We start from the raw sequence: 18,110 nt of genomic DNA on the forward strand, positions 1-18,110 counted from the left end.
CAGATGCGCGGCCCCGCCAGCCCCGGCGATGATGACCTGGAAGCCTTCCGATTCGGCGCCCTTCGCGAACGCCGCCAGCCGGTCGGGCGTGCGATGGGCCGAAACGATGCGCACGTCATAGCCGATCTCGAGCGCCGCGAGAGTTTCCACCGCGTGGCGCATCGTCGCCCAGTCGGACTGCGACCCCATGATGACGGCGACCGGCGGCTTCGACTTCCCCACTCTGGCTTCCTTCGCAAAGGGAAGCCATGCGGCATAGACGATGGCTTCCCGATAGGCAAGCGCGCGATTGGCGTCGATCGCAGGCCGATTTCACTTCGCGAGCGGGCGGCGCGCAGCTAAACAACCCTGCAAGATTTTCTTTGATTGGAGTAGACGCGACATGGATGAAGGTCTGAGGCAAGCGGTCGCGGTGCTGGCCGTTGCGATGATCGTCGCAATTGCCGCGCGTCAGATCAGACTGCCCTATACGGTCGGACTGGTTCTTGTCGGCGCCGCCGTCGCTTTGTCGGGCGCCGACTTCGCGCCGCATCTGACTCATGATCTGATTTTCGACCTCATCTTGCCGCCGCTCCTGTTCGAGGCGGCGCTGACCCTGTCCTGGCGCGAACTGGTGCGCGATTCGCTGCCTTTGCTCGCGCTCGCGGGAATCGGAACGGTCGTTTCCGCAGCCGTTGTCACAGCGTCGATGACGACGTTGCTCCACTGGCCTCTTTTCTCGGCGATGCTGTTTGGCGCGCTGATCGCGGCGACGGATCCGGTCGCGATCATTGCGATGTTCAAGGACAACCGGATCAAAGGCCGCATGCGGCTGCTGGTCGAAAGCGAAAGCCTGCTCAACGACGGCGCTGCGGCGGTGCTCTTCGTCATGGCGCTCGCCTTCGTGCAGAGCGGCGGCGCGGACCAGAGCGCCGCGGCGACCGCCTTGACTCTCGGGAAAGTCGTGTTCGGCGGCGTCATTGTCGGGGCCTTGTTCGGCGGGGCCGCCATCCTCGCCTCGCTGCGCACCTCGGAACATCTCATCGAAGCGGCGCTGACGACCATCGCCGCATTCGGCTCTTTTCTGGTCGCCGAATATTTCCATGTCTCCGGCGTGCTGGCGACGGTGACGGCCGGCCTCGTCATGGGCAATCTGGGCCTGCTGAGCGAGCACGAAGGCGGCTACATCACCCTCAAGGGGCGCGAATTCGTTCTGTCCTTTTGGGATTTCGCGGCTTTCCTGGCCAATTCGATGGTGTTTCTCATGATTGGCGCGGATGTGGCGTCGACTCCGTTCGGCGCCATTGGGGCGACGGCGCTGGCCGTGGGGATCGCTACGGTGCTTTGCGCGCGCGCCGTCGTCGTCTATCCGTTGAGTTCGTTGTTTTTCCTTTCGCGATGGAAGATCTCGTTTCGCGAGCAGCATGTTCTCTGGTGGGGCGGCTTGCGCGGCGCGCTTGCGCTCGCCCTGGCGCTATCGCTTCCCGGCGATCTGCCGCAACGCGACGAGATACTCGCCATCACTTTCGCAGTGGTCGGCTTCTCGATTGTGGTTCAGGGCCTCACCATGCCGCTGCTGCTCCGCGCCCTCGGCTTCGTGGCGGGGCGGCCATAAGCGGCGATCCGGCCACAGAGCGGCGAGAGGAACGAAGCCAACCCAGCTTAAGCGATAATGTCGGGCGTGAGCTGGTCTTCGAGATAGGCGATGCGGTCGCGCAGCAGCAGCTTGCGCTTCTTCAGCCGCTGAATCTGCAGCTGATCGGCGGCGCCGATCGCCAGCAACGCGTCGATCGCGGTCTCCAGATCGTGATGCTCCAAACGAAGCCGCGCGACTTCAGCGCGAGTCACGCCCGTGTCGATCTCGCTCGTATCGTTCATTGACAGTCGCCCTCGAACGCCATTGAACGTTGGGGAATCGTTTGCTCTGGAGCGCAATTATCGCGCCGCGGGCAAGGGTCGTTCAAGCGAATTGCTCTGTCGTCATTCATAGGCGCTCCGCATCTCGTCGATTGCAGCGATCTTGGCGTAAAGCGGCGTCCAGTCGTCGCGCTCGGCGATCGCCGCCCAAAGCGCCTCGACCTCGTCGATCAGCATCGTACAGGGCGCCGAGCGCTGGAAATAGGGGTGATCCAGGCGCGCCGTCGGCGCCGGCTCATGTTCGGCCAAAGCGGCGCGAAGTGGCGTGAAAGCTTCCGCTTCGTAATGCGCCGCGGACGGACTGTGTTTGGCGCGCCCGGCGGACGCCATGCCGCCGCGCCAGTCGAAGAGGGTCTGTTCGAAGGGGGCCTGCGTCACTGTCAGAAAATCGACAAAGGCCTTCGCCAGCGCAGCGTCGGCTTCCTCGCCGGCCGAGGCGAGCCCCAGCCGACGGAGCAGCGCCGCCCGAAATTCCTGCTGAATGCGCGTGGGGAAGGTCGCCAGAACCTGTTCGGCGGCCTTTAACCCGATGAGGGGGATCAGGCATTCGGCCAGACGGGACAGGTTCCAGCCGAGCGCGCCGGGCTGGCGGCCAAAGGCGTAAAGCCCACTTTCGTCGAAATAGGCGGCGGTGAAGGTCGGGTCGTAGACCGGCGCAAAGCGCCATGGGCCATAGTCGAAGCTCTCGCCGGTGACGTTGATATTGTCGGAATTGAGCACGCCATGAACGAAGCCTGACGCCATATAGCCGGCGCCGAGCCGGGCGACGCGCGCTGTGACCTCGTCGAGAAAGGCGAGAGCCCTCTCCGGCGCCGGAAGATCGGTGAGGGCGGGAAAATAGTGGCGGCAGACGTGGTCGAGCAGCCTCTCGATCGCCGCGGCGTCGTCATGGAAGGCGAGACGCTGAAACGTTCCGATGCGAATATGCGAATGCGACAGGCGCACCAACACGCTTGAGCGTGTCGGCGAGGGTTCGTCGCCGCGCATCAGCGCCTCGCCTGTTTCGATCAGGCTGAAAGTTTTGGAAGTGTCGACGCCGAGCGCCTCCAGCATCTCCGTCGCCAGAATCTCGCGCATGCCGCCCTTGAGCGTCAGCCGCCCATCGCCGCGCCGCGACCAGGGAGTCTGGCCGCTGCCCTTGGTGCCAAGATCGAGCAGGCGGCCATCCTTGGCGTCGCGCAATTGCGCGAACAGGAAGCCGCGACCGTCGCCGAGATCCGAGTTGTACACGCGGAATTGGTGGCCGTGGTAGCGCAGCGCCAGCGGATGCGCGAGCCCGCCCGGGAGCGGCGAAAAACGCCCCATGTGCTCAACCCACTCCGCATCACTCAGCCCGTCGAGGCCGACCCGCGCCGCCCAACGCTGATTGCGGTAGCGAAGTCGATGTTCGGGGAACGTGGCAGGTTCGACGCGGTCGAAGAAGGGCTCGCCCAGACCTTCGTGCAACGTCTCGGCGCGATAAAGCTCGGTAACGGGCATAAGGACCGGGTCTCGCAAATCGCGCGCCGCGGCGCGAATGCCAAAAAAATAAGGCGGAGATCTCTCTCCGCCCATGGCGTGAAGCAGAAAGTGAGCGAAGGGAAACGCTAATGTCGCGTTTCGCTAATCGACAATTTGGCGAGCTCGTCCTTGATCTGCAGCTTTTTGCGCTTGAGTTCCAGGATCTTCAATTCGTCCGATTGGGGATGCAGCTGTTCCTGCTCGATCTCCTTTTTAAGCGCCTCGTGGCGGCGCTGGAGTTCGACGATATGGCCCTGCAAGGACATGCGAAACCTCCTTAACTCTCTCCGCTCGACAAGCGGGAGCGGCGTTAAGTCTGCCACAAAGCGGGCGCGCCGCAAGACTCGAAATCGCTCAATGTCACAAAACTTTTGCACGCGAAGCCCGCGTCCTTTACGGAACGTCAATTCTTTCCGTGGCTTGCGGTCAAGGCTGTTTCCCAACGTCGCAGGCAAACCCCGCTTGCGCGTTGCCGCGTACGTCAGTATAGACGGGCGCTCCGGCCCACGGGCCTGGGGCGCGTAGCTCAGCGGGAGAGCACTACGTTGACATCGTAGGGGTCACAGGTTCAATCCCTGTCGCGCCCACCATTTAGGCGGCCCATTTCGGTTCGCCCGTCGCCGCAAGCCTTGCAACATTGACCCGACGTGCGCGCGAAACTGTAGCTCGTCGCTTGCCCGAGCATATTCGCGCGCCATCTGGCGTCTTGCTTCGTTTGAAGAGGCAGGGCCAGCATATGTGGAAATATCTCGTCCTCACCCTGCTTGGCCTCTCCGTCGCCGCCGGCGCGGCCCAGTCGAAAGATCACGCAAAGGCGCCCCAAGCAAAGGCGCCCCAGGCAAGGGCGCCCACTATCCTGCGCATGCCCGGGGGCGCCCAGACTCAACCCGACGGTCCGATCCCTTACTCGGTCTGGTACTACGTCCTTTATCAGCCGTTTTGCGAGGGCAAATCCGCGAAGACATGCGTTTGGGCGTGTGGAGAGGCGCCTGCCCAGGCCGGCCGCGCTGAGTAAGCGCTCGTGGCCAAGGCGCGTTCGCCATCTCGATTGCCTCGTTCCATTGCCGCGTCCATAGCTGCTCCCCTCCGCCCTGAACGGGCGAAAGCGGAGGAGACCATGGACCTGCCTGCGATTGACCCGTTGATTGGGATTGGCGTCGCCGCCTCGACCGCCATCACCGACGCGGTCTATGTGTTCTTCAACGCCGCCGTGTCGGAGCGTCGGCGCGTGGCCGCCGCGAGCTGGAGCAGCATCTGGTATCTGCTCTCGGCCTTTGCGGTGATCAGCTATACGTCGAACTGGGCCTATGTGGCGTTCGCGGCGGTGGGCGCCTGGGTCGGCGGCTTCTTGTCCATCACCGTGCTGAACCGCCTCGTGCCCCTGCGCAAACCATAGGAATTCGGCGCAAAAAAAACGCCGCTCGCGCGGCGCGAGGAGCAAGAAATTCGGCGTGGTCAGTCGCGCATGACGGGTTGATGGAGATCCTGGATCAGCAGCGGTAGGCGCTTGGCGGAAGCGCTGGCGACGCTCACCTCCTGCTTGTCGCGCGCGAAACCGCGCGCCTTTGTTTCATGGTTGACGTTGGTGGCGAGGCCGAGGGCGAGAAAACCGACCCAAAACGCGAGGGGCACGAAGCGCGAGTTCGCAAGCGACATTTTGGTCTCCCTCGATTTTCTTAGCGCCTCTGATTGGGCAATTGCAGCTTTCCCCAATGCGCGTCCAAGTAAAAGCGCCAGGAGCAAGCAACCTCATGGCGCCAGATCAAAACAGTTCTCCTCTCTGGCTGGCGTCCTCGCCTGCAGGCCTGCCAAAGTTGGCGCCAATGCTTACCTTACCTGTGGACCTATGCGGCACGGTCGAAAGCGCATTAGCCTGCGCCCAGGGGAGATTGCAGCGATGACCTTCACGACCACGGATCGTCCAGCGCCCATCGTCAAGAGCGGGCATGTGCAACTGTCGATCATTCTGGCCGAGTCAGACAAGAACACTCTGCAGAACCAGATCTTCGATCAGATCCGCTCGATGATTCTTAATGGTCAGCTGAAGTGCGACGATCCGATGCCGACGACGCGCGAATTGAGCAGCCAGCTTGGCGTCTCACGCAACACGGCCGTGCTGGCCTATGAGCGCCTGATCGCCGAAGGCTATATCCGCACGAAGCCATATGTGGGCACCTTCGTTTCGCCGGATCTGCCGGACACGGCGTTTCTGTCGGCCGATCACCGCACGCCGCTGACGCAAGAGCAGGGGGCTGCGATCGAAGTTCCAGCGGCCTGCGGCGCGTTGCGCACCCATCGCCTCGCCGACCCGGAGCGCCGTCGTCTCGCCGCCGATTTCTGGGTGGGCCGGCCGGACGCGCGATCCTTTCCGCTCAAGGCCTGGTCGCATCACATCAAGAATCGGCTGAAGGCGGTCGGCGCCAATCTCACGAGCTATAATGACGCCGCAGGATTGATGGAGCTGCGGCGCGCCGTCGCCAAACATCTTGCGCCGGCGCGCGGCGTCGTCGCCGATCCGGAGCAGATCGTCATCGTCGGCGGCTGCCAGGACGGCTTCAATCTCGTCGGCCGCCTGCTCGTGACGCCCGGGTCCACCGCCGTCGTCGAGTCGCCTTGCTATCAGGGCGCCGCCTTCGTGCTCGAAAGCCTTGGGGCGACGCTTCATCCCGTGCCCGTGGACCAGGACGGGCTCGACGTGTCGCGATTGCCGAAAACCAGGGGCGCCGTCGCCTATGTGACGCCGTCGCATCAATATCCGATCGGCGTGACCATGAGCCTGCAGCGGCGGCTCGAGCTTCTTGCCTGGGCGACGCAGTACGACGCCTACATTATGGAAGACGACTATGACAGCGACTTCCGTTTTATCGGTTCGCCGCTGACGGCGCTGAAGGGGCTCGATCGCAACGAGCGCGTCATCTACCTCGGCACCTTCTCCAAGTGCATGGGACCCGGACTGCGCCTCGGCTATGTCGTGCTGCCCCGCCGTCTCGCCGAAGCCGGCCGGCGCATGAAAATGCTGATGAACAATGGCCAAAGCTGGCTAGAACAGGCGGCGATGGCGGATTTCATGTCGAGCGGCGAATTCGGGCGCCATTTGCGGCGCATCCGCCAGCTCTATCGCGATCGGCGCGACGCGCTGCTGGGCGCGCTGCGGAATCATTTCGGCGCCTGCGAGATCTACGGCGACCAGGCCGGCATGCATCTCGTCTGGAAGCTGCCGGACGGTTTTCCGGACGCCGCCGAGGTGGAGAAGAGAGGCGTTGCCGCGGGCGTTGGCGTCTGTTCGCTGGCGACGGGCTCGGCGCTGCGCTTCGACGACAATGACGGCGGCGATCGGCTGCTGATGCTGGGCTTCGTCGCGCTCACCGAAAAAGAGATCGAGAACGGAATCGCGCGGCTGGCGCAGGCGCTGAAGGCGTAGCGCTTAACGCGTGCCTTTATTGCAGCGCGCGCCAACCCTCTCCCATCGGGAGAGGGTGGCTGCGGAGCAGCCGGGTGAGGGGTTCCCTGCTCTCATTTTAGCGCAGCCGCAGCGGATTCCTTGCGCCTGAAGCGGAGAGATCGCAACCCCTCACCCCGGTCCTTCGGACCGACCCTCTCCCGACGGGAGAGGGTATCCGCGTGCTAACCCTCTCCCCTGGGGAGAGGGTTGCTGCGAAGCAGCCGGGAGAGGGGTTGCCGCGCTGCATGGGTTTGCGTAACGCAGTGGCGCGCCGCTCACATCGACTTCGAGTGAAGCGAGCGGCCCTCTCCCCGGTCCTTCGGACCGACCCTCTCTCTTTGGGAGAGGGTCAGCGCGCGAGCCTTGTAGGTTCATGAACGACTCCAGCGGCGTCTCGCGTCTGCGCGCCATACCTTCGGGCGTATGGGCGCTCGGCCTCGTGTCGCTGCTCATGGATTTTTCTTCCGAGATGATCCATGCGCTGCTGCCGATCTATCTCGTCGGGGCGATGGGCGCCTCGATGGCCGAAGTCGGCGTCATCGAAGGCGTCGCCGAGGCGACCGCCTCGGTCGTCAAGATTTTTTCTGGCGCGCTATCGGACTGGTTCGGCCGCCGCAAGCAGCTGGCGATCATCGGCTATGGGCTTGCCGCGCTGACCAAGCCGATGTTTCCGCTGGCGCCGAATGTCGCCTGGGTCATGGCCGCCCGCTTCATCGATCGCATCGGCAAGGGCATACGCGGGGCGCCGCGCGACGCGCTTGTCGCCGATATCGCGCCGTCCTCCGTTCGCGGCGCGGCTTTCGGGCTTCGCCAGTCGCTCGACACGATCGGCGCCTTTCTCGGGCCGGCCGTCGCTGTGGCCGCCATGTGGTTCTCGGCGAACAGCATCCCCTTCGTGTTCTGGATCGCGACGATTCCGGCGGCTCTCGCCGTTGTGGTGCTGGCGCTGGGCGTGCGCGAACCGGAAGCCTCTCGCCCGCCGCGGCCGGCGCGTTTTCCGCTGCACATCGACGAAGTCCGCCGGCTCGGCGGCCCCTTCTGGATCGTTGTGGCGATCGGCGTCGTCTTCAGTTTGGCGCGTTTCTCGGAAGCTTTCCTCATTTTGAAGGCGCGCGACGTCGGACTGCCGGAGGCGCTCGCGCCGCTGGCGCTCGTCGCGATGAATGTCGTCTACGCCGGCGCCTCCTATCCCGTCGGCGCCTTCTCGGATCGCGGCGATCGCAAGACGCCGCTGATGGCGGGCCTTGTCGCGCTGATCGCCGCCGACGCCGCCTTGGCGGTCGCCGAGCATTTGCCGCTCGTTTGGCTGGGCGTGGCGCTTTGGGGCCTGCATATGGGCCTCACCCAGGGCCTGCTCGCCGCGCTTGTCGCCGACGTCGCGCCGCTCGCGCTGCGCGGCTCGGCTTTCGGCGTTTTCAATCTCGCGAGCGGCGTCGCGCTGCTTGTCGCGAGCGCGGGCGCGGGGGCGCTCTGGGACGCCTTTGGTCCCCAGGCCGCCTTCTGGGCGGGCGCGCTTTGCGCGTCGCTGGCGCTCGCTGGGTTAGCGGCGGGCGGCAGTCGGAGCGGGGCGGTCCCCAGGCCGGATTGAGCGGCGCGCGTTAAGAGCTTCACGGCAGAATTCAGGCCGGTTAACGGATGGCTAAGCATGTCGATTAAGCATTGAAAATGAACGATAAAATTTCGCAATTGCGCCATTGTTGATCGTTCATTTCGCAACCGGCGGGGGCGCTGGCGTTTCAAGGAACGCACCATCGAGGTTCTAATGAAAAAACGAGCTTTCGGCTTCGCCGTCGCGGCGTCCCTGGCCGCTCTGTCCGCCTCGGCCGCAGACCTGCCTTCGCGCAGGGAGCCGCCGGCGGCCTATCTTCCGCCGCCGCCAGTCTTCACCTGGACCGGGATCTACGTCGGCCTCAATCTTGGCGGCGGCTGGCTCGATCGAGACGACTATGGACATTGGCTGGCGCCCTCGAGCGGGTCCAACACCGGCGGCGTCGTGGGCGGCGCCCAGATCGGCTATAATTACCAAGTCACGCCGCTTTTTGTCGTCGGCCTGGAAACGGATTTTCAAGGATCGAGCGTCGGCGGCGACGGCAATCAGGGGTGGGGCGTGACGCGCAACGTCGACTGGTTCGGCACGGTGCGCGGGCGGGCGGGCGTGTCGATGCTGAACGCGCAGCTGCTGCTTTACGGCACGGGCGGCTTCGCCTATGGCGACCTGAGTCTCAACTACGGATGGTTTGGCTCTCAGGCCCGCACGGGAACCGGTTGGACGGCAGGCGGCGGGCTCGAATACGCTTTCCTGCCGAACTGGTCGGCGAAGGTCGAATATCTCTACACAAACATGGGCGCGAATTACGATTCTATCTACGTCGCGCCTTTCATCATCGAAACCGAGCAGCGCGCGCATCTCAATACTATTCGCGCGGGCGTCAACTACCGCTTCAACTGGATGCTGGCGCCTCCCGGACCGGCGATGGCGAACTACTGAATCCAAATGCTATGAACGCGCGCGCAAGAGTCCCCAAGACGGGGGCTTTTGCGTCCGCGCCTGTTCGATCGCTTTTGGTTGCGGCGCCACAACAATTGAATTATCTGCTTGGAAGCGTTCCGAGAAAGAAATCGGCCGCACGCGAGAGGGTTCCACATGGCCGACGCCGACACAGACAGGCTCGCCGCGCGGCGGCCGCTGTCGCCGCATCTGACGATCTTCAAGCCCATCCTGACGATGACGATGTCGATCGCGCATCGTATCACCGGCGCGGGGCTTTACGTCGGCATGGCGCTTCTGGCGCTGTTCCTGCTCGGCGCGGCGATCGGCGGCGGGGCCTTCTCCGCCGTTTCCTGGATCGCGTCGGGCTTCATCGGCAATCTGCTTGTGCTGATGGTCGTTTGGGCGATTTTTCATCATCTGCTCGGCGGCGTGCGCCACGCGCTCTGGGATCGCGGCCTTTACATGGATGCAAAGGGGCGGGAACTGCTGGCGCAGGGGACGCTCGTCGGCGGCATCCTGCTGACGCTGCTCGTCTTCATCTTCAAGACGCTGGCGAGCTGAGCGGAGCGAATTCATGACGGTTGCTGCAAGATTCAAGAGCGGTCGAACCGGACCCGGCGACGCCTATGTCTCCGACCATAGCGGTTCGCCCCATGCACGCTTCATGCGGCTGACGTCTTATGCGCTTGTCCCGCTTGGGATGTTGAGCGCCTGGTGGATTCTCGGACTTGCCGGCAAGCCGCTCGAAGCGGTGCGCGCCGAAATCGGCAGGCCGATTCCCGCGCTCGTGCTGCTTGCGTTTGGCGTCATCGGCATGATCCATGCGCGACGCGGCATGGATGACATCATCGAAGATTACGTGCACGACAAAGCGTTGAAGGCGCAGGCGATCGTCGCCAACACTTGGGCGTCGCGCGTCATCGCAGCGATCTGGATCCTCGCGATCCTCCTCATCGCCGCGCCGAAGTAGTCGGACGATGCGATCGACAGACGTCGGCGTGACAGGCGAGAGCAGGAAGCAGCGCGACATCGCTGCTTTGAGCTCAATGATCCCGTCTTGTAACGACGCAGCTACGCCGCGCGCGGCGCACATGAGATTCGAGAAGGCTTAATCGATGATTGCAAAGGGTCCTGCATCAAATGTGTCGGTGGGCGGTCGGGCCTATGCGATCGTCGATCACACTTTTGACGTCGTCGTCGTCGGCGCAGGCGGTTCGGGACTTCGCGCCGTCGTCGGCTGCGCCGAGGCGGGACTGAACGTCGCCTGCGTCACCAAGGTCTTTCCAACCCGCTCGCACACCGTGGCGGCGCAGGGCGGCATCGCCGCCGCGCTCGGCAACATGGGGCCGGATAATTGGAAATGGCACATGTACGACACCGTTAAGGGCTCCGACTGGCTCGGCGACCAAGACGCCATCGAATATATGTGCCGCAACGCCCCGCCCGCAGTTTATGAACTGGAGCATTGGGGCGTCCCCTTCTCGCGCACGAGCGAAGGCACGATCTATCAGCGTCCTTTCGGCGGGATGACGACGGACTTCGGCAAGGGCCCGCCGGCGCAGCGCACATGCGCGGCCGCCGATCGCACCGGCCACGCGATGCTCCATACGATGTACGGACAGGCGCTGAAGCTCGACACGAAGTTCTTCGTCGAATTTTTCGCGCTCGATCTCATCATGGATCAGGACGGCGCCTGCCGGGGCGTCGTGTGCCTGAAGATCGATGACGGGACAATTCACCGTTTTCGCGCCGCGCTCACCGTGCTCGCGACCGGCGGCTATGGCCGCATCTATCTCTCGGCCACTTCCGCTCACACTTGCACCGGCGACGGCAACGCCATGGTGCTGCGCGCCGGGCTGCCGCTGCAGGACATGGAGTTCGTGCAGTTTCATCCGACGGGAATTTACGGCGCGGGCTGCCTCATTACGGAAGGCGCGCGCGGCGAGGGCGGCTATCTGACGAACAGCGAAGGCGAGCGCTTCATGGAACGCTACGCGCCTTCGGTGAAGGATCTCGCGCCGCGCGACATGGTTTCGCGCGCGATCACGATGGAGGTGCGCGAGGGCAGGGGCGTCGGCAAGGACAGGGATCACGCCTATCTGCATCTCGAGCATCTCGATCCGGCGATCCTGCATGAGCGCCTGCCGGGCATTTCCGAAAGCTCGATGGTTTTCGCCGGCGTCGACGTAACGCGCCAGCCGATTCCGATCATACCGACCGCGCATTACAACATGGGCGGCATACCGACGAATTTTCACGGCGAGGCTCTGCGCAAGCGTAACGGCAATCCCGACGAGGTGGTTCCGGGCCTGATGGCGCTCGGCGAAGGCGCCTGCGTCTCGGTGCATGGCGCCAATCGACTGGGCTCCAACTCGCTTATTGATCTCGTCGTCTTTGGACGCGCCGCGGCGCTGCGTGCGGCCGAACTCATCAAGCCGAACGATACGCAGCCGGAACTTCCGGCGGATTCGGCCGATCTTCCGCTGTCGCGGCTCGATTTTTTCCGCAACGCCAGCGGCTCCGCGCCCACCGCGGTCTTGCGCGACAGGATGCAGCGCACGATGCAGTCGCACTGCGCCGTCTATCGCACCGGCGAGGTCCTCGCCGAAGGCGTCGAACAGATCAACGCCGTCTGGCGCGATGGCGCCGACGTCAAGATCACCGATCGCTCGCTGATCTGGAACTCCGATCTCATCGAGACGCTCGAATTCGACAATCTCATCGTGCAGGCGGTCACGACGATGGAGAGCGCCGCCAATCGCACGGAATCGCGCGGCGCGCATGCGCGAGAGGATTTCCCGGAGCGCGACGACAAGAACTGGATGAAACATACGCTCGCGACGATCGACCGCGAGAGGAAGACAACCTCAATCGATTATCGCCCGGTGCACAGCTACACGATGACTAATGAGGTCGCTTACGTCGAGCCGAAGGCGCGGGTGTATTGAGGCGACGGGAATACGACGATGTCTATCGAAGAAACGATAGCAAGCTGTTGGAAGCGTGCCGCTCCGCATCAGCGCCTGTTGCTCCGGCGCGGTTGCGTCGTGAAAGCGTCGGACCGCGCGACGCCCAATGAGACTGCGTATCAGGACATGCAGCTATGAACGCGATCACGATCAAAAGCATCAGCCCCCAGGCGATCGCCCGGATTCAGGAACTCGCCGCCGTCCATCACCGCACAGTGGAGGAGGAGGCCGCCGACCTTCTTGAGAAGGCGGTCAGCGAGAACACGGTTCGCGCGGCTCGTCTGGCCGCTGTGGACCGCATCGCCGCCATGACTCCAAAGGATGTCGAGCAAAGCGACAGCACCGCGATCATTCGCGAGGCGCGCGACCAGTGGTAGTCGTTATCGACGCCAGCGTTGCCGTCAAATGGTATGTTGCGGAGGCTTGGCGCAATGAAGCGCGGAATGTGTTGGCGACCGCCGCGGAACTGATCGCGCCCGACATCATTCTCACGGAGGTGGCGAACGCCCTGCGACGCAAAGTGACAGAAGGGACGGTGACAAAGGAGCAGGCGTTGAACGCCCTAGACGATCTTCCTGCCTCTTTTTCCCGGTTCGTCCATGCTGAACAGACTCTGCGCGTCGCATTCGACATAGCGCTAAAGCTTAACCATCCTTTCCCGGATTGCGTCTATCTCGCATGCGCGATGATGAATGGCGCGAGTCTGGTGACGGACGACCGAAAATTCCTTGAAAAGGCTATCGCCAACGGGCATCGAAACCGCGTCGTTCTTCTCGCTGACTGGCCCATGCGCGAGACGGACACGCAAGGATCGTAGGATCGGAAAATGGTCGAATTCGCGCTACCCAAGAACTCCGTCATTTCCGAAGGCAAAACCTGGCCGAGGCCCGAAGGCGCCGAGCGTGTGCGCGAACTGCGCATCTATCGGTGGGACCCTGACGACGGCGCCAATCCGCGCCTCGACACCTATTTCATCGACGCCGACGACTGCGGACCGATGGTTCTCGACGCGCTGATCTGGATCAAGAACAAGATCGATCCGACTTTGACTTTTCGTCGCTCCTGCCGCGAGGGCATTTGCGGCTCATGTTCAATGAATATCGGCGGTCTGAACACGCTCGCCTGCACCAAGGGCATGGATGAGATCGACGGCGCGATCAAAATCTATCCGCTGCCGCATATGGCGGTGGTCAAGGACCTCGTGCCCGATCTGACGATCTTCTATGAGCAATACGCGGCGATCCAGCCCTGGCTGCGGGCCGGTCCCGCCCCCGAGAAAGAGCGGCTGCAGTCGCCGGAGCAGCGCGCCAAGCTCGACGGGCTCTACGAATGCATCCTGTGCGCCTGCTGCTCGACGGCCTGTCCGAGCTATTGGTGGAACGCCGATCGTTTTCTGGGCCCGGCGGCGCTGCTGCAGGCGTTCCGTTGGGTGCAGGACTCGCGCGATGAAGCGACGACGGATCGCGTCTCCTATGTGGACGACGTCTTCCGGCTCTACCGTTGCCACACGATCATGAATTGCACCCAGGTCTGCCCGAAGTCCCTGTCGCCGGCCAAGGCGATCGCGGAACTCAAAAACAGGGCCATCGCCCAGGACGAGGCGGAAGCGGCGAGATAGCCGCGCCGTGAGGATTATTTGGCGGTTGTGGCGCGCCGGCGCAATTTCGCCAGCGACGCGATATGCAACAATATCCACAACGGAACAAGGAAGGCGGGAACGAGCACGAGGGGGAACATGGTGATCAGCACGTTCGGCTGGTCGAACGCCGTGACCTGAATCCTTGACGGCGAACTGGCTATGCCGGTTGCGACGGCGATGATGAGGTCTGTGAGGCCGAGGATATTCCACCACATGACCAGATCGGGATTCACGCGCGGGGCGCGCGCATAGGCGGCCGCAATGACCCCGGCAAGCACGCCGACGAGCAGGTCGCCGACTCCTGCGGGCCAGGCGAATACGCCGGGCATCTTGCCCATCGCATAGAGGACCAAGAAAATTCCGCCGAGCACACGAAAGATTTGAACGCCCACGAGCCATTGCTGAGGTATCGCGTCGATGATCAGGCCGACTGTCGGCGACCGCCAGATCAGCCACGCGCCGATGATAATCGGCGTAAGAAGCGCGTATTGGATCGTCGGCATTGCGCCTGGGGCTGCTTGATAAGCGCTGAGCCACGATGAGACGGTCGCCGCCAGGAACCAGCCGATGAGCGCGATCGCGAAGGCGCTCAGCACCTTGTCACGGTCGCGCGCCGTCCATGGGGGCGTTTGAAGCGCCTTGCGCAATCCGAGAAGGATCAGCACGATGATCGAGACGGCGCTGCCAAGCGTTAAAACGGTGAGAAAGGCTGAGACGTTCATCGCGAGCCTTACGCTGCCTGATCCCCGCGGAAGTTAATTAGGGCGACCAGGACCAGCACAAACTGCGGGGCTGGCCCGCCTTGATCCCGCCGCGCCGCCGGTTTAGGACGGGGGCAAATGTTCACGGAGATTTGCGCCATGTCGACCTGCGCTCGTCTTTCTTTCGGCACGCTCCTTTGCGCCGCTTTCCTGATCGCGGCCGGGCCCCAGGTCGCCTCGGCGCAACAGCTTCAAGCCGATCCAGGAGCGCTCGACGCTTCGGGGTCTGTAACGACGCCGCCGAAGGCCAAGAGAGCGAAGGCGCAGCAAGCCCCGCGCGCCGGCGCCGGCCAGCAGCAGCAGCAGGGAGGCGCCGGCAACCGCCAGTTTGGCGAGCTTGAAGGCTGGTCCACCGGCAAGGCGCCGTCCGGCGTAAAGCAGAAGGACAAGGAAGACGAGACGCCGAACGCGTCGAACGGGAAAATGCCTATTGGCGTTTCGCCGTCGGGGAATATGTCCGTCGGCCTCCCATTCTAAAAATCTCAGGCGCCGGCGGTCGCCGGCTGGAGTTTGATCATGGCGTATAAGGTTGCGGTCGTCGGCGCTACGGGCAACGTAGGCCGCGAGATGCTCGATATTCTCGCTGAGCGCCGCTTCCCGGTTTCGGAAGTCGTTGCGCTGGCGTCATCGCGCTCGATCGGCACGGAAGTCTCGTTCGGCGACAGAACGCTGAGGTGCAAGGCGCTCGACTCCTACGATTTTTCTGACGTCGACATCTGTCTCATGTCGGCGGGCGGCTCCGTCGCGAAGGAATGGGCGCCCAGGATCGGCGCGCAGGGCTGCGTCGTCATCGACAATTCTTCGGCCTGGCGCATGGACCCTGACGTGCCTTTGGTTGTGCCGGAGGTGAACGCCGGCGCCGCGGCGGGATTTTCCAAAAAGAACATCATCGCCAATCCGAACTGCTCGACGGCGCAGCTCGTCGTCGCGCTGAAGCCTTTGCACGACGCCGCAACGATCAAGCGCGTCGTCGTCTCGACCTATCAATCGGTCTCTGGCGCGGGCAAGGAGGGCATGGACGAACTCTTTGCCCAGACCCGATCGGTGTTCGTCGCCAACCCCGTCGAAGCGAAGAAGTTTCCCAAGCGCATCGCCTTCAACCTGATTCCACAGATCGACGTCTTCATGGAGGACGGCTTCACCAAGGAAGAGTGGAAGATGGTCGCGGAGACGAAGAAGATTCTCGACCCCAAGATCAAGCTTGTCGCCACCTGCGTGCGCGTGCCGGTCTTCATCGGCCATTCGGAGGCGGTGAACATCGAATTCGAAAAGCCGATCTCGGCGGACGAGGCGCGTAACATTTTGCGCGCGGCGCCGGGCGTGCTGGTGATCGACAAGCCCGAAGCCGGCGGCTACATCACGCCGCATGAAGCGGCGGGCGAGGACGCCACCTATGTCTCGCGCATCCGTACCGACCCGACCGTCGATAACGGGCTCGTTCTGTGGTGCGTTTCCGACAATCTGCGCAAGGGCGCGGCGCTCAACGCGATTCAGATCGCCGAAGTCCTGATGAACCGCAAACTGCTCGCGCCAAAAAAGAAGGCGGCCTAACGCCCGAAGGCGATCACCGCCGCCAAATAGGCCCCATAGACGGCGAGCAGCGCAGCGCCCCGCCACGGACGGTAGACGCCGCTGCGCGGCGGATAAACCAGCGCGAGCGCGATCAAGCCGGCTATGAGAGCCGGCGCCGTCTCCAATTCGGACGTCTGGATCGGCGTAATGGCGCCGGCCACCCCGATGATGAACAGCCCGTTGAAGATATTGCTGCCGAGCAGGGCCCCAAAGCCGACGTCGTCTTGTCGACGAATGCGCGCCATCAGCGCAGTGGCGAGTTCGGGCGTCGAGGTGCCCACCGCGACCAGAGTCGCGCCGATGATGAAATCGCTGAAGCCAAATCGCCTGGCGATTTCACTTGCGCTAAAGACGATGAGACTTCCGGCGGCAATCAGTAGCCCGAGTCCGATCGAGGTCTCGACGAGAGCCCGTATGAAGCCTGAAGACGACTCCTGCAGCGCCGGGGTTAAGCGCCGCTCCTCACGCGCCTTTAGCGCGACCATTCCGAACCACAACGCGAAACCGCCCAAGAGGATGGCAGCCTCCGCACGAGACAGCGATCCGTCGATCAGCATGACGCTGAGAGCCGCAGGCGCCGCAACGGCGACGGCAAAATTCCGCGTCACCTCGGCGCGGATAATGGCAAGCGGCCCGAACAGCAGAGCGACGCCGAAGATCAGCGCCAAATTGGCGACATTGCTGCCGAGCGCGTCGCCCAAGGAGATTTCCGGCTCTCCCGCCAGCGCCGACTGGATGGCGACGGTCAATTCCGGGCTTGAGGTGGCGAAAGCGGCGACGGTCGCGGCGATGACGCTCGGCGCGACGCGGGCGGCGCGGGCGATCCCGACTGTGCCGCGCACGAACAGCTCTCCGCCGCCCGTGGCGCAGAGCAGACCCAGCGCCAGCGCTAGATAGGGGATCGCGGCCGAAATCGACTCCGCCGACGGCAACGGCTTATTTGTTGATCTTGAACAGCGTCGGATCGGGCACTTTCGCCTGGTCGATGTTGAAGACCGAGATCAAGGTCTCATAGCCTTGCGGGTCCTTCACCTGCCACTGCTTCAATTTGAAGGTTTTGGGGTCAAAGATCAAACGCACATGCGACGTGCCGCCGAAGGTCGCCTTATCCTCGAGCGCGATGGTGACGCCGGAATCATCGATCTTCACATCCTCGAGGGTGACGTCCTTTTCGAGGTCGATCTTGTCCTTCATCAAGAATTTGAGCGGCGTCTGTGTGATGAAGTAGAGGTCCTGCGTGTTGAGCTTGCGGTCGCGCACCGCGACCTGCGCGCCGTCGGCGACGACTTCCATCGTCGCCGGCTGGGCGTATTCGAAACGCACCCGGCCGGCGCGCTGAACGTGAAGCCTGCCTTCCGAACGCTTGCCGTCGCCGCCGATCTGCACGAAATCGGCCGTCATCACCGGCGATGCGTTGAAAAAGGCGTTGGCGCGCTTGATCGCCTCGGCGCGGGTGAGCGGCTTCTCAGGCTCCGGCGCGGGCGCAGGCGCGATCGTGGCGGCGGCAGAGGCGGGTCCCTGCGCGGACGGCTTGGCGCCCTTCTTCCCGGCGGGTGGGGGGTCTGCAGGCTTGGCCTCGCCGGGCTTGGCCGTCAGGGCCTTAGCGTCGGAGCTCTTCTCTTCAGCAGGCTTGACCTCAGCCGATCGGGAGTTTGCTTCCACGGGACTGGCTTCGGCTGGCTTCGCCTCCGCTGCTTTATTCTCGGCGACCGCCGGAACGCTTCCCTGCGTCGGCCGCGCAGCGCGCGCGACATTCGCAGCGGCGGCCGGGACGGCGATTGAAAGCGCGGCGAGCAGGGCGGCAAAATGGACGTATTTCACGGCGGGTTCCGATTCTGGA

General features: G+C 63.6%; 22 protein-coding genes and 1 tRNA gene. 15 read left to right on the forward strand and 8 right to left on the reverse strand.

Features of this window, described 5'->3' with window-relative positions:
- Positions 1–189, reverse strand: a 189-nt coding sequence (locus NEI07_RS04175) for an AIR carboxylase family protein (protein ID WP_256032988.1), incomplete at its 3' end; no start/stop codon positions are given.
- A gap of 193 nt (positions 190–382) precedes the next feature.
- Here NEI07_RS04175 and NEI07_RS04180 point away from each other — a divergent pair.
- Positions 383–1,594, forward strand: coding sequence for a cation:proton antiporter (locus NEI07_RS04180; RefSeq protein WP_256032931.1), 1,212 nt, complete (start codon positions 383–385; stop codon positions 1,592–1,594).
- 47 nt (positions 1,595–1,641) lie between these two features.
- Here NEI07_RS04180 and NEI07_RS04185 read toward each other — a convergent pair whose 3' ends face one another.
- The 3 genes from NEI07_RS04185 to NEI07_RS04195 all read right to left on the reverse strand — a co-directional run bounded on the left by NEI07_RS04185 (position 1,642) and on the right by NEI07_RS04195 (position 3,662).
- Positions 1,642–1,857, reverse strand: a complete 216-nt coding sequence (locus NEI07_RS04185) for a YdcH family protein (RefSeq protein ID WP_256032932.1) — start codon at positions 1,855–1,857, stop codon at positions 1,642–1,644.
- A gap of 102 nt (positions 1,858–1,959) precedes the next feature.
- Positions 1,960–3,375: a protein adenylyltransferase SelO gene (locus tag NEI07_RS04190; protein ID WP_256032934.1), complete on the reverse strand. Its 1,416-nt coding sequence runs from the start codon at positions 3,373–3,375 to the stop codon at positions 1,960–1,962.
- Between the two features lie 107 nt (positions 3,376–3,482).
- Positions 3,483–3,662, reverse strand: a complete 180-nt coding sequence (locus NEI07_RS04195; RefSeq protein ID WP_256032937.1) for a YdcH family protein — start codon at positions 3,660–3,662, stop codon at positions 3,483–3,485.
- Between the two features lie 249 nt (positions 3,663–3,911).
- Here NEI07_RS04195 and NEI07_RS04200 point away from each other — a divergent pair.
- The 3 genes from NEI07_RS04200 (at position 3,912) to NEI07_RS04210 (ending at position 4,792) form a co-directional block, all read left to right on the forward strand.
- Positions 3,912–3,986: transfer RNA gene (locus NEI07_RS04200), tRNA-Val, on the forward strand.
- Positions 3,987–4,132: 146 nt separating this feature from the next.
- Positions 4,133–4,411, forward strand: coding sequence for a hypothetical protein (locus NEI07_RS04205; RefSeq protein WP_256032938.1), 279 nt, complete (start codon positions 4,133–4,135; stop codon positions 4,409–4,411).
- Positions 4,412–4,513: 102 nt separating this feature from the next.
- Positions 4,514–4,792: a hypothetical protein gene (locus NEI07_RS04210; RefSeq protein ID WP_014892689.1), complete on the forward strand. Its 279-nt coding sequence runs from the start codon at positions 4,514–4,516 to the stop codon at positions 4,790–4,792.
- Between the two features lie 59 nt (positions 4,793–4,851).
- Here the strand turns inward: NEI07_RS04210 and NEI07_RS04215 are convergent, their stop codons facing one another.
- Complete coding sequence (locus tag NEI07_RS04215) at positions 4,852–5,052, reverse strand: hypothetical protein (RefSeq protein WP_256032941.1); 201 nt, start codon at positions 5,050–5,052, stop codon at positions 4,852–4,854.
- Positions 5,053–5,293: 241 nt separating this feature from the next.
- Between NEI07_RS04215 and pdxR the strand changes: the two genes are divergently transcribed.
- The 9 genes from pdxR (at position 5,294) to NEI07_RS04260 (ending at position 13,916) form a co-directional block, all read left to right on the forward strand.
- On the forward strand, positions 5,294–6,817 hold the full coding sequence (gene pdxR, locus NEI07_RS04220; protein WP_256032942.1) for a MocR-like pyridoxine biosynthesis transcription factor PdxR: 1,524 nt from the start codon (positions 5,294–5,296) through the stop codon (positions 6,815–6,817).
- A 394-nt stretch (positions 6,818–7,211) separates the two neighbouring features.
- A complete protein-coding gene (locus NEI07_RS04225; protein ID WP_256032943.1) occupies positions 7,212–8,426 on the forward strand; it encodes an MFS transporter in 1,215 nt (404 codons plus the stop codon).
- A gap of 174 nt (positions 8,427–8,600) precedes the next feature.
- Positions 8,601–9,326: an outer membrane protein gene (locus tag NEI07_RS04230; RefSeq protein ID WP_256032945.1), complete on the forward strand. Its 726-nt coding sequence runs from the start codon at positions 8,601–8,603 to the stop codon at positions 9,324–9,326.
- A 156-nt stretch (positions 9,327–9,482) separates the two neighbouring features.
- The gene (gene sdhC / locus NEI07_RS04235; protein WP_256032947.1) at positions 9,483–9,890 is read left to right on the forward strand and encodes a succinate dehydrogenase, cytochrome b556 subunit; all 408 of its coding nucleotides are present in this window, start codon (positions 9,483–9,485) and stop codon (positions 9,888–9,890) included.
- 13 nt (positions 9,891–9,903) lie between these two features.
- Positions 9,904–10,299, forward strand: a complete 396-nt coding sequence (gene sdhD / locus NEI07_RS04240; RefSeq protein ID WP_256032948.1) for a succinate dehydrogenase, hydrophobic membrane anchor protein — start codon at positions 9,904–9,906, stop codon at positions 10,297–10,299.
- 145 nt (positions 10,300–10,444) lie between these two features.
- Complete coding sequence (gene sdhA / locus NEI07_RS04245; RefSeq protein ID WP_256032949.1) at positions 10,445–12,277, forward strand: succinate dehydrogenase flavoprotein subunit; 1,833 nt, start codon at positions 10,445–10,447, stop codon at positions 12,275–12,277.
- A gap of 155 nt (positions 12,278–12,432) precedes the next feature.
- Entirely contained in the window at positions 12,433–12,675 is a 243-nt protein-coding gene (locus NEI07_RS04250; protein ID WP_196405732.1) for a FitA-like ribbon-helix-helix domain-containing protein, read from the forward strand.
- The gene (locus NEI07_RS04255; RefSeq protein WP_256032950.1) at positions 12,669–13,115 is read left to right on the forward strand and encodes a type II toxin-antitoxin system VapC family toxin; all 447 of its coding nucleotides are present in this window, start codon (positions 12,669–12,671) and stop codon (positions 13,113–13,115) included. Before NEI07_RS04250 ends, NEI07_RS04255 begins: the two co-directional genes overlap by 7 nt.
- 9 nt (positions 13,116–13,124) lie before the next feature.
- Positions 13,125–13,916: a succinate dehydrogenase iron-sulfur subunit gene (locus NEI07_RS04260; protein WP_256032951.1), complete on the forward strand. Its 792-nt coding sequence runs from the start codon at positions 13,125–13,127 to the stop codon at positions 13,914–13,916.
- Positions 13,917–13,930: 14 nt separating this feature from the next.
- On the opposite strand, the gene NEI07_RS04265 is transcribed toward NEI07_RS04260, so the two are convergent.
- A complete protein-coding gene (locus NEI07_RS04265) occupies positions 13,931–14,659 on the reverse strand; it encodes a hypothetical protein (RefSeq protein ID WP_256032952.1) in 729 nt (242 codons plus the stop codon).
- Positions 14,660–14,797: 138 nt separating this feature from the next.
- On the opposite strand from NEI07_RS04265, the gene NEI07_RS04270 reads away from it, so the two are divergent.
- Together NEI07_RS04270 and NEI07_RS04275 are read left to right on the forward strand one after the other, a co-directional pair.
- Positions 14,798–15,175, forward strand: a complete 378-nt coding sequence (locus NEI07_RS04270; RefSeq protein WP_256032953.1) for a hypothetical protein — start codon at positions 14,798–14,800, stop codon at positions 15,173–15,175.
- Between the two features lie 39 nt (positions 15,176–15,214).
- Positions 15,215–16,249: an aspartate-semialdehyde dehydrogenase gene (locus NEI07_RS04275; RefSeq protein ID WP_256032955.1), complete on the forward strand. Its 1,035-nt coding sequence runs from the start codon at positions 15,215–15,217 to the stop codon at positions 16,247–16,249.
- On the opposite strand, the gene NEI07_RS04280 is transcribed toward NEI07_RS04275, so the two are convergent.
- Together NEI07_RS04280 and NEI07_RS04285 are read right to left on the reverse strand one after the other, a co-directional pair.
- Complete coding sequence (locus NEI07_RS04280; protein WP_256032956.1) at positions 16,246–17,202, reverse strand: sodium:calcium antiporter; 957 nt, start codon at positions 17,200–17,202, stop codon at positions 16,246–16,248. The two genes, NEI07_RS04275 and NEI07_RS04280, sit on opposite strands and share 4 nt — an antisense overlap.
- Positions 17,203–17,206: 4 nt before the next feature.
- Positions 17,207–18,091, reverse strand: coding sequence for an outer-membrane lipoprotein carrier protein LolA (locus NEI07_RS04285; protein WP_256032957.1), 885 nt, complete (start codon positions 18,089–18,091; stop codon positions 17,207–17,209).
- Positions 18,092–18,110 lie beyond the last annotated feature (19 nt).

The sequence above is a fragment of the Methylocystis suflitae genome (genome assembly GCF_024448135.1).
GTDB lineage: Bacteria > Pseudomonadota > Alphaproteobacteria > Rhizobiales > Beijerinckiaceae > Methylocystis > Methylocystis suflitae.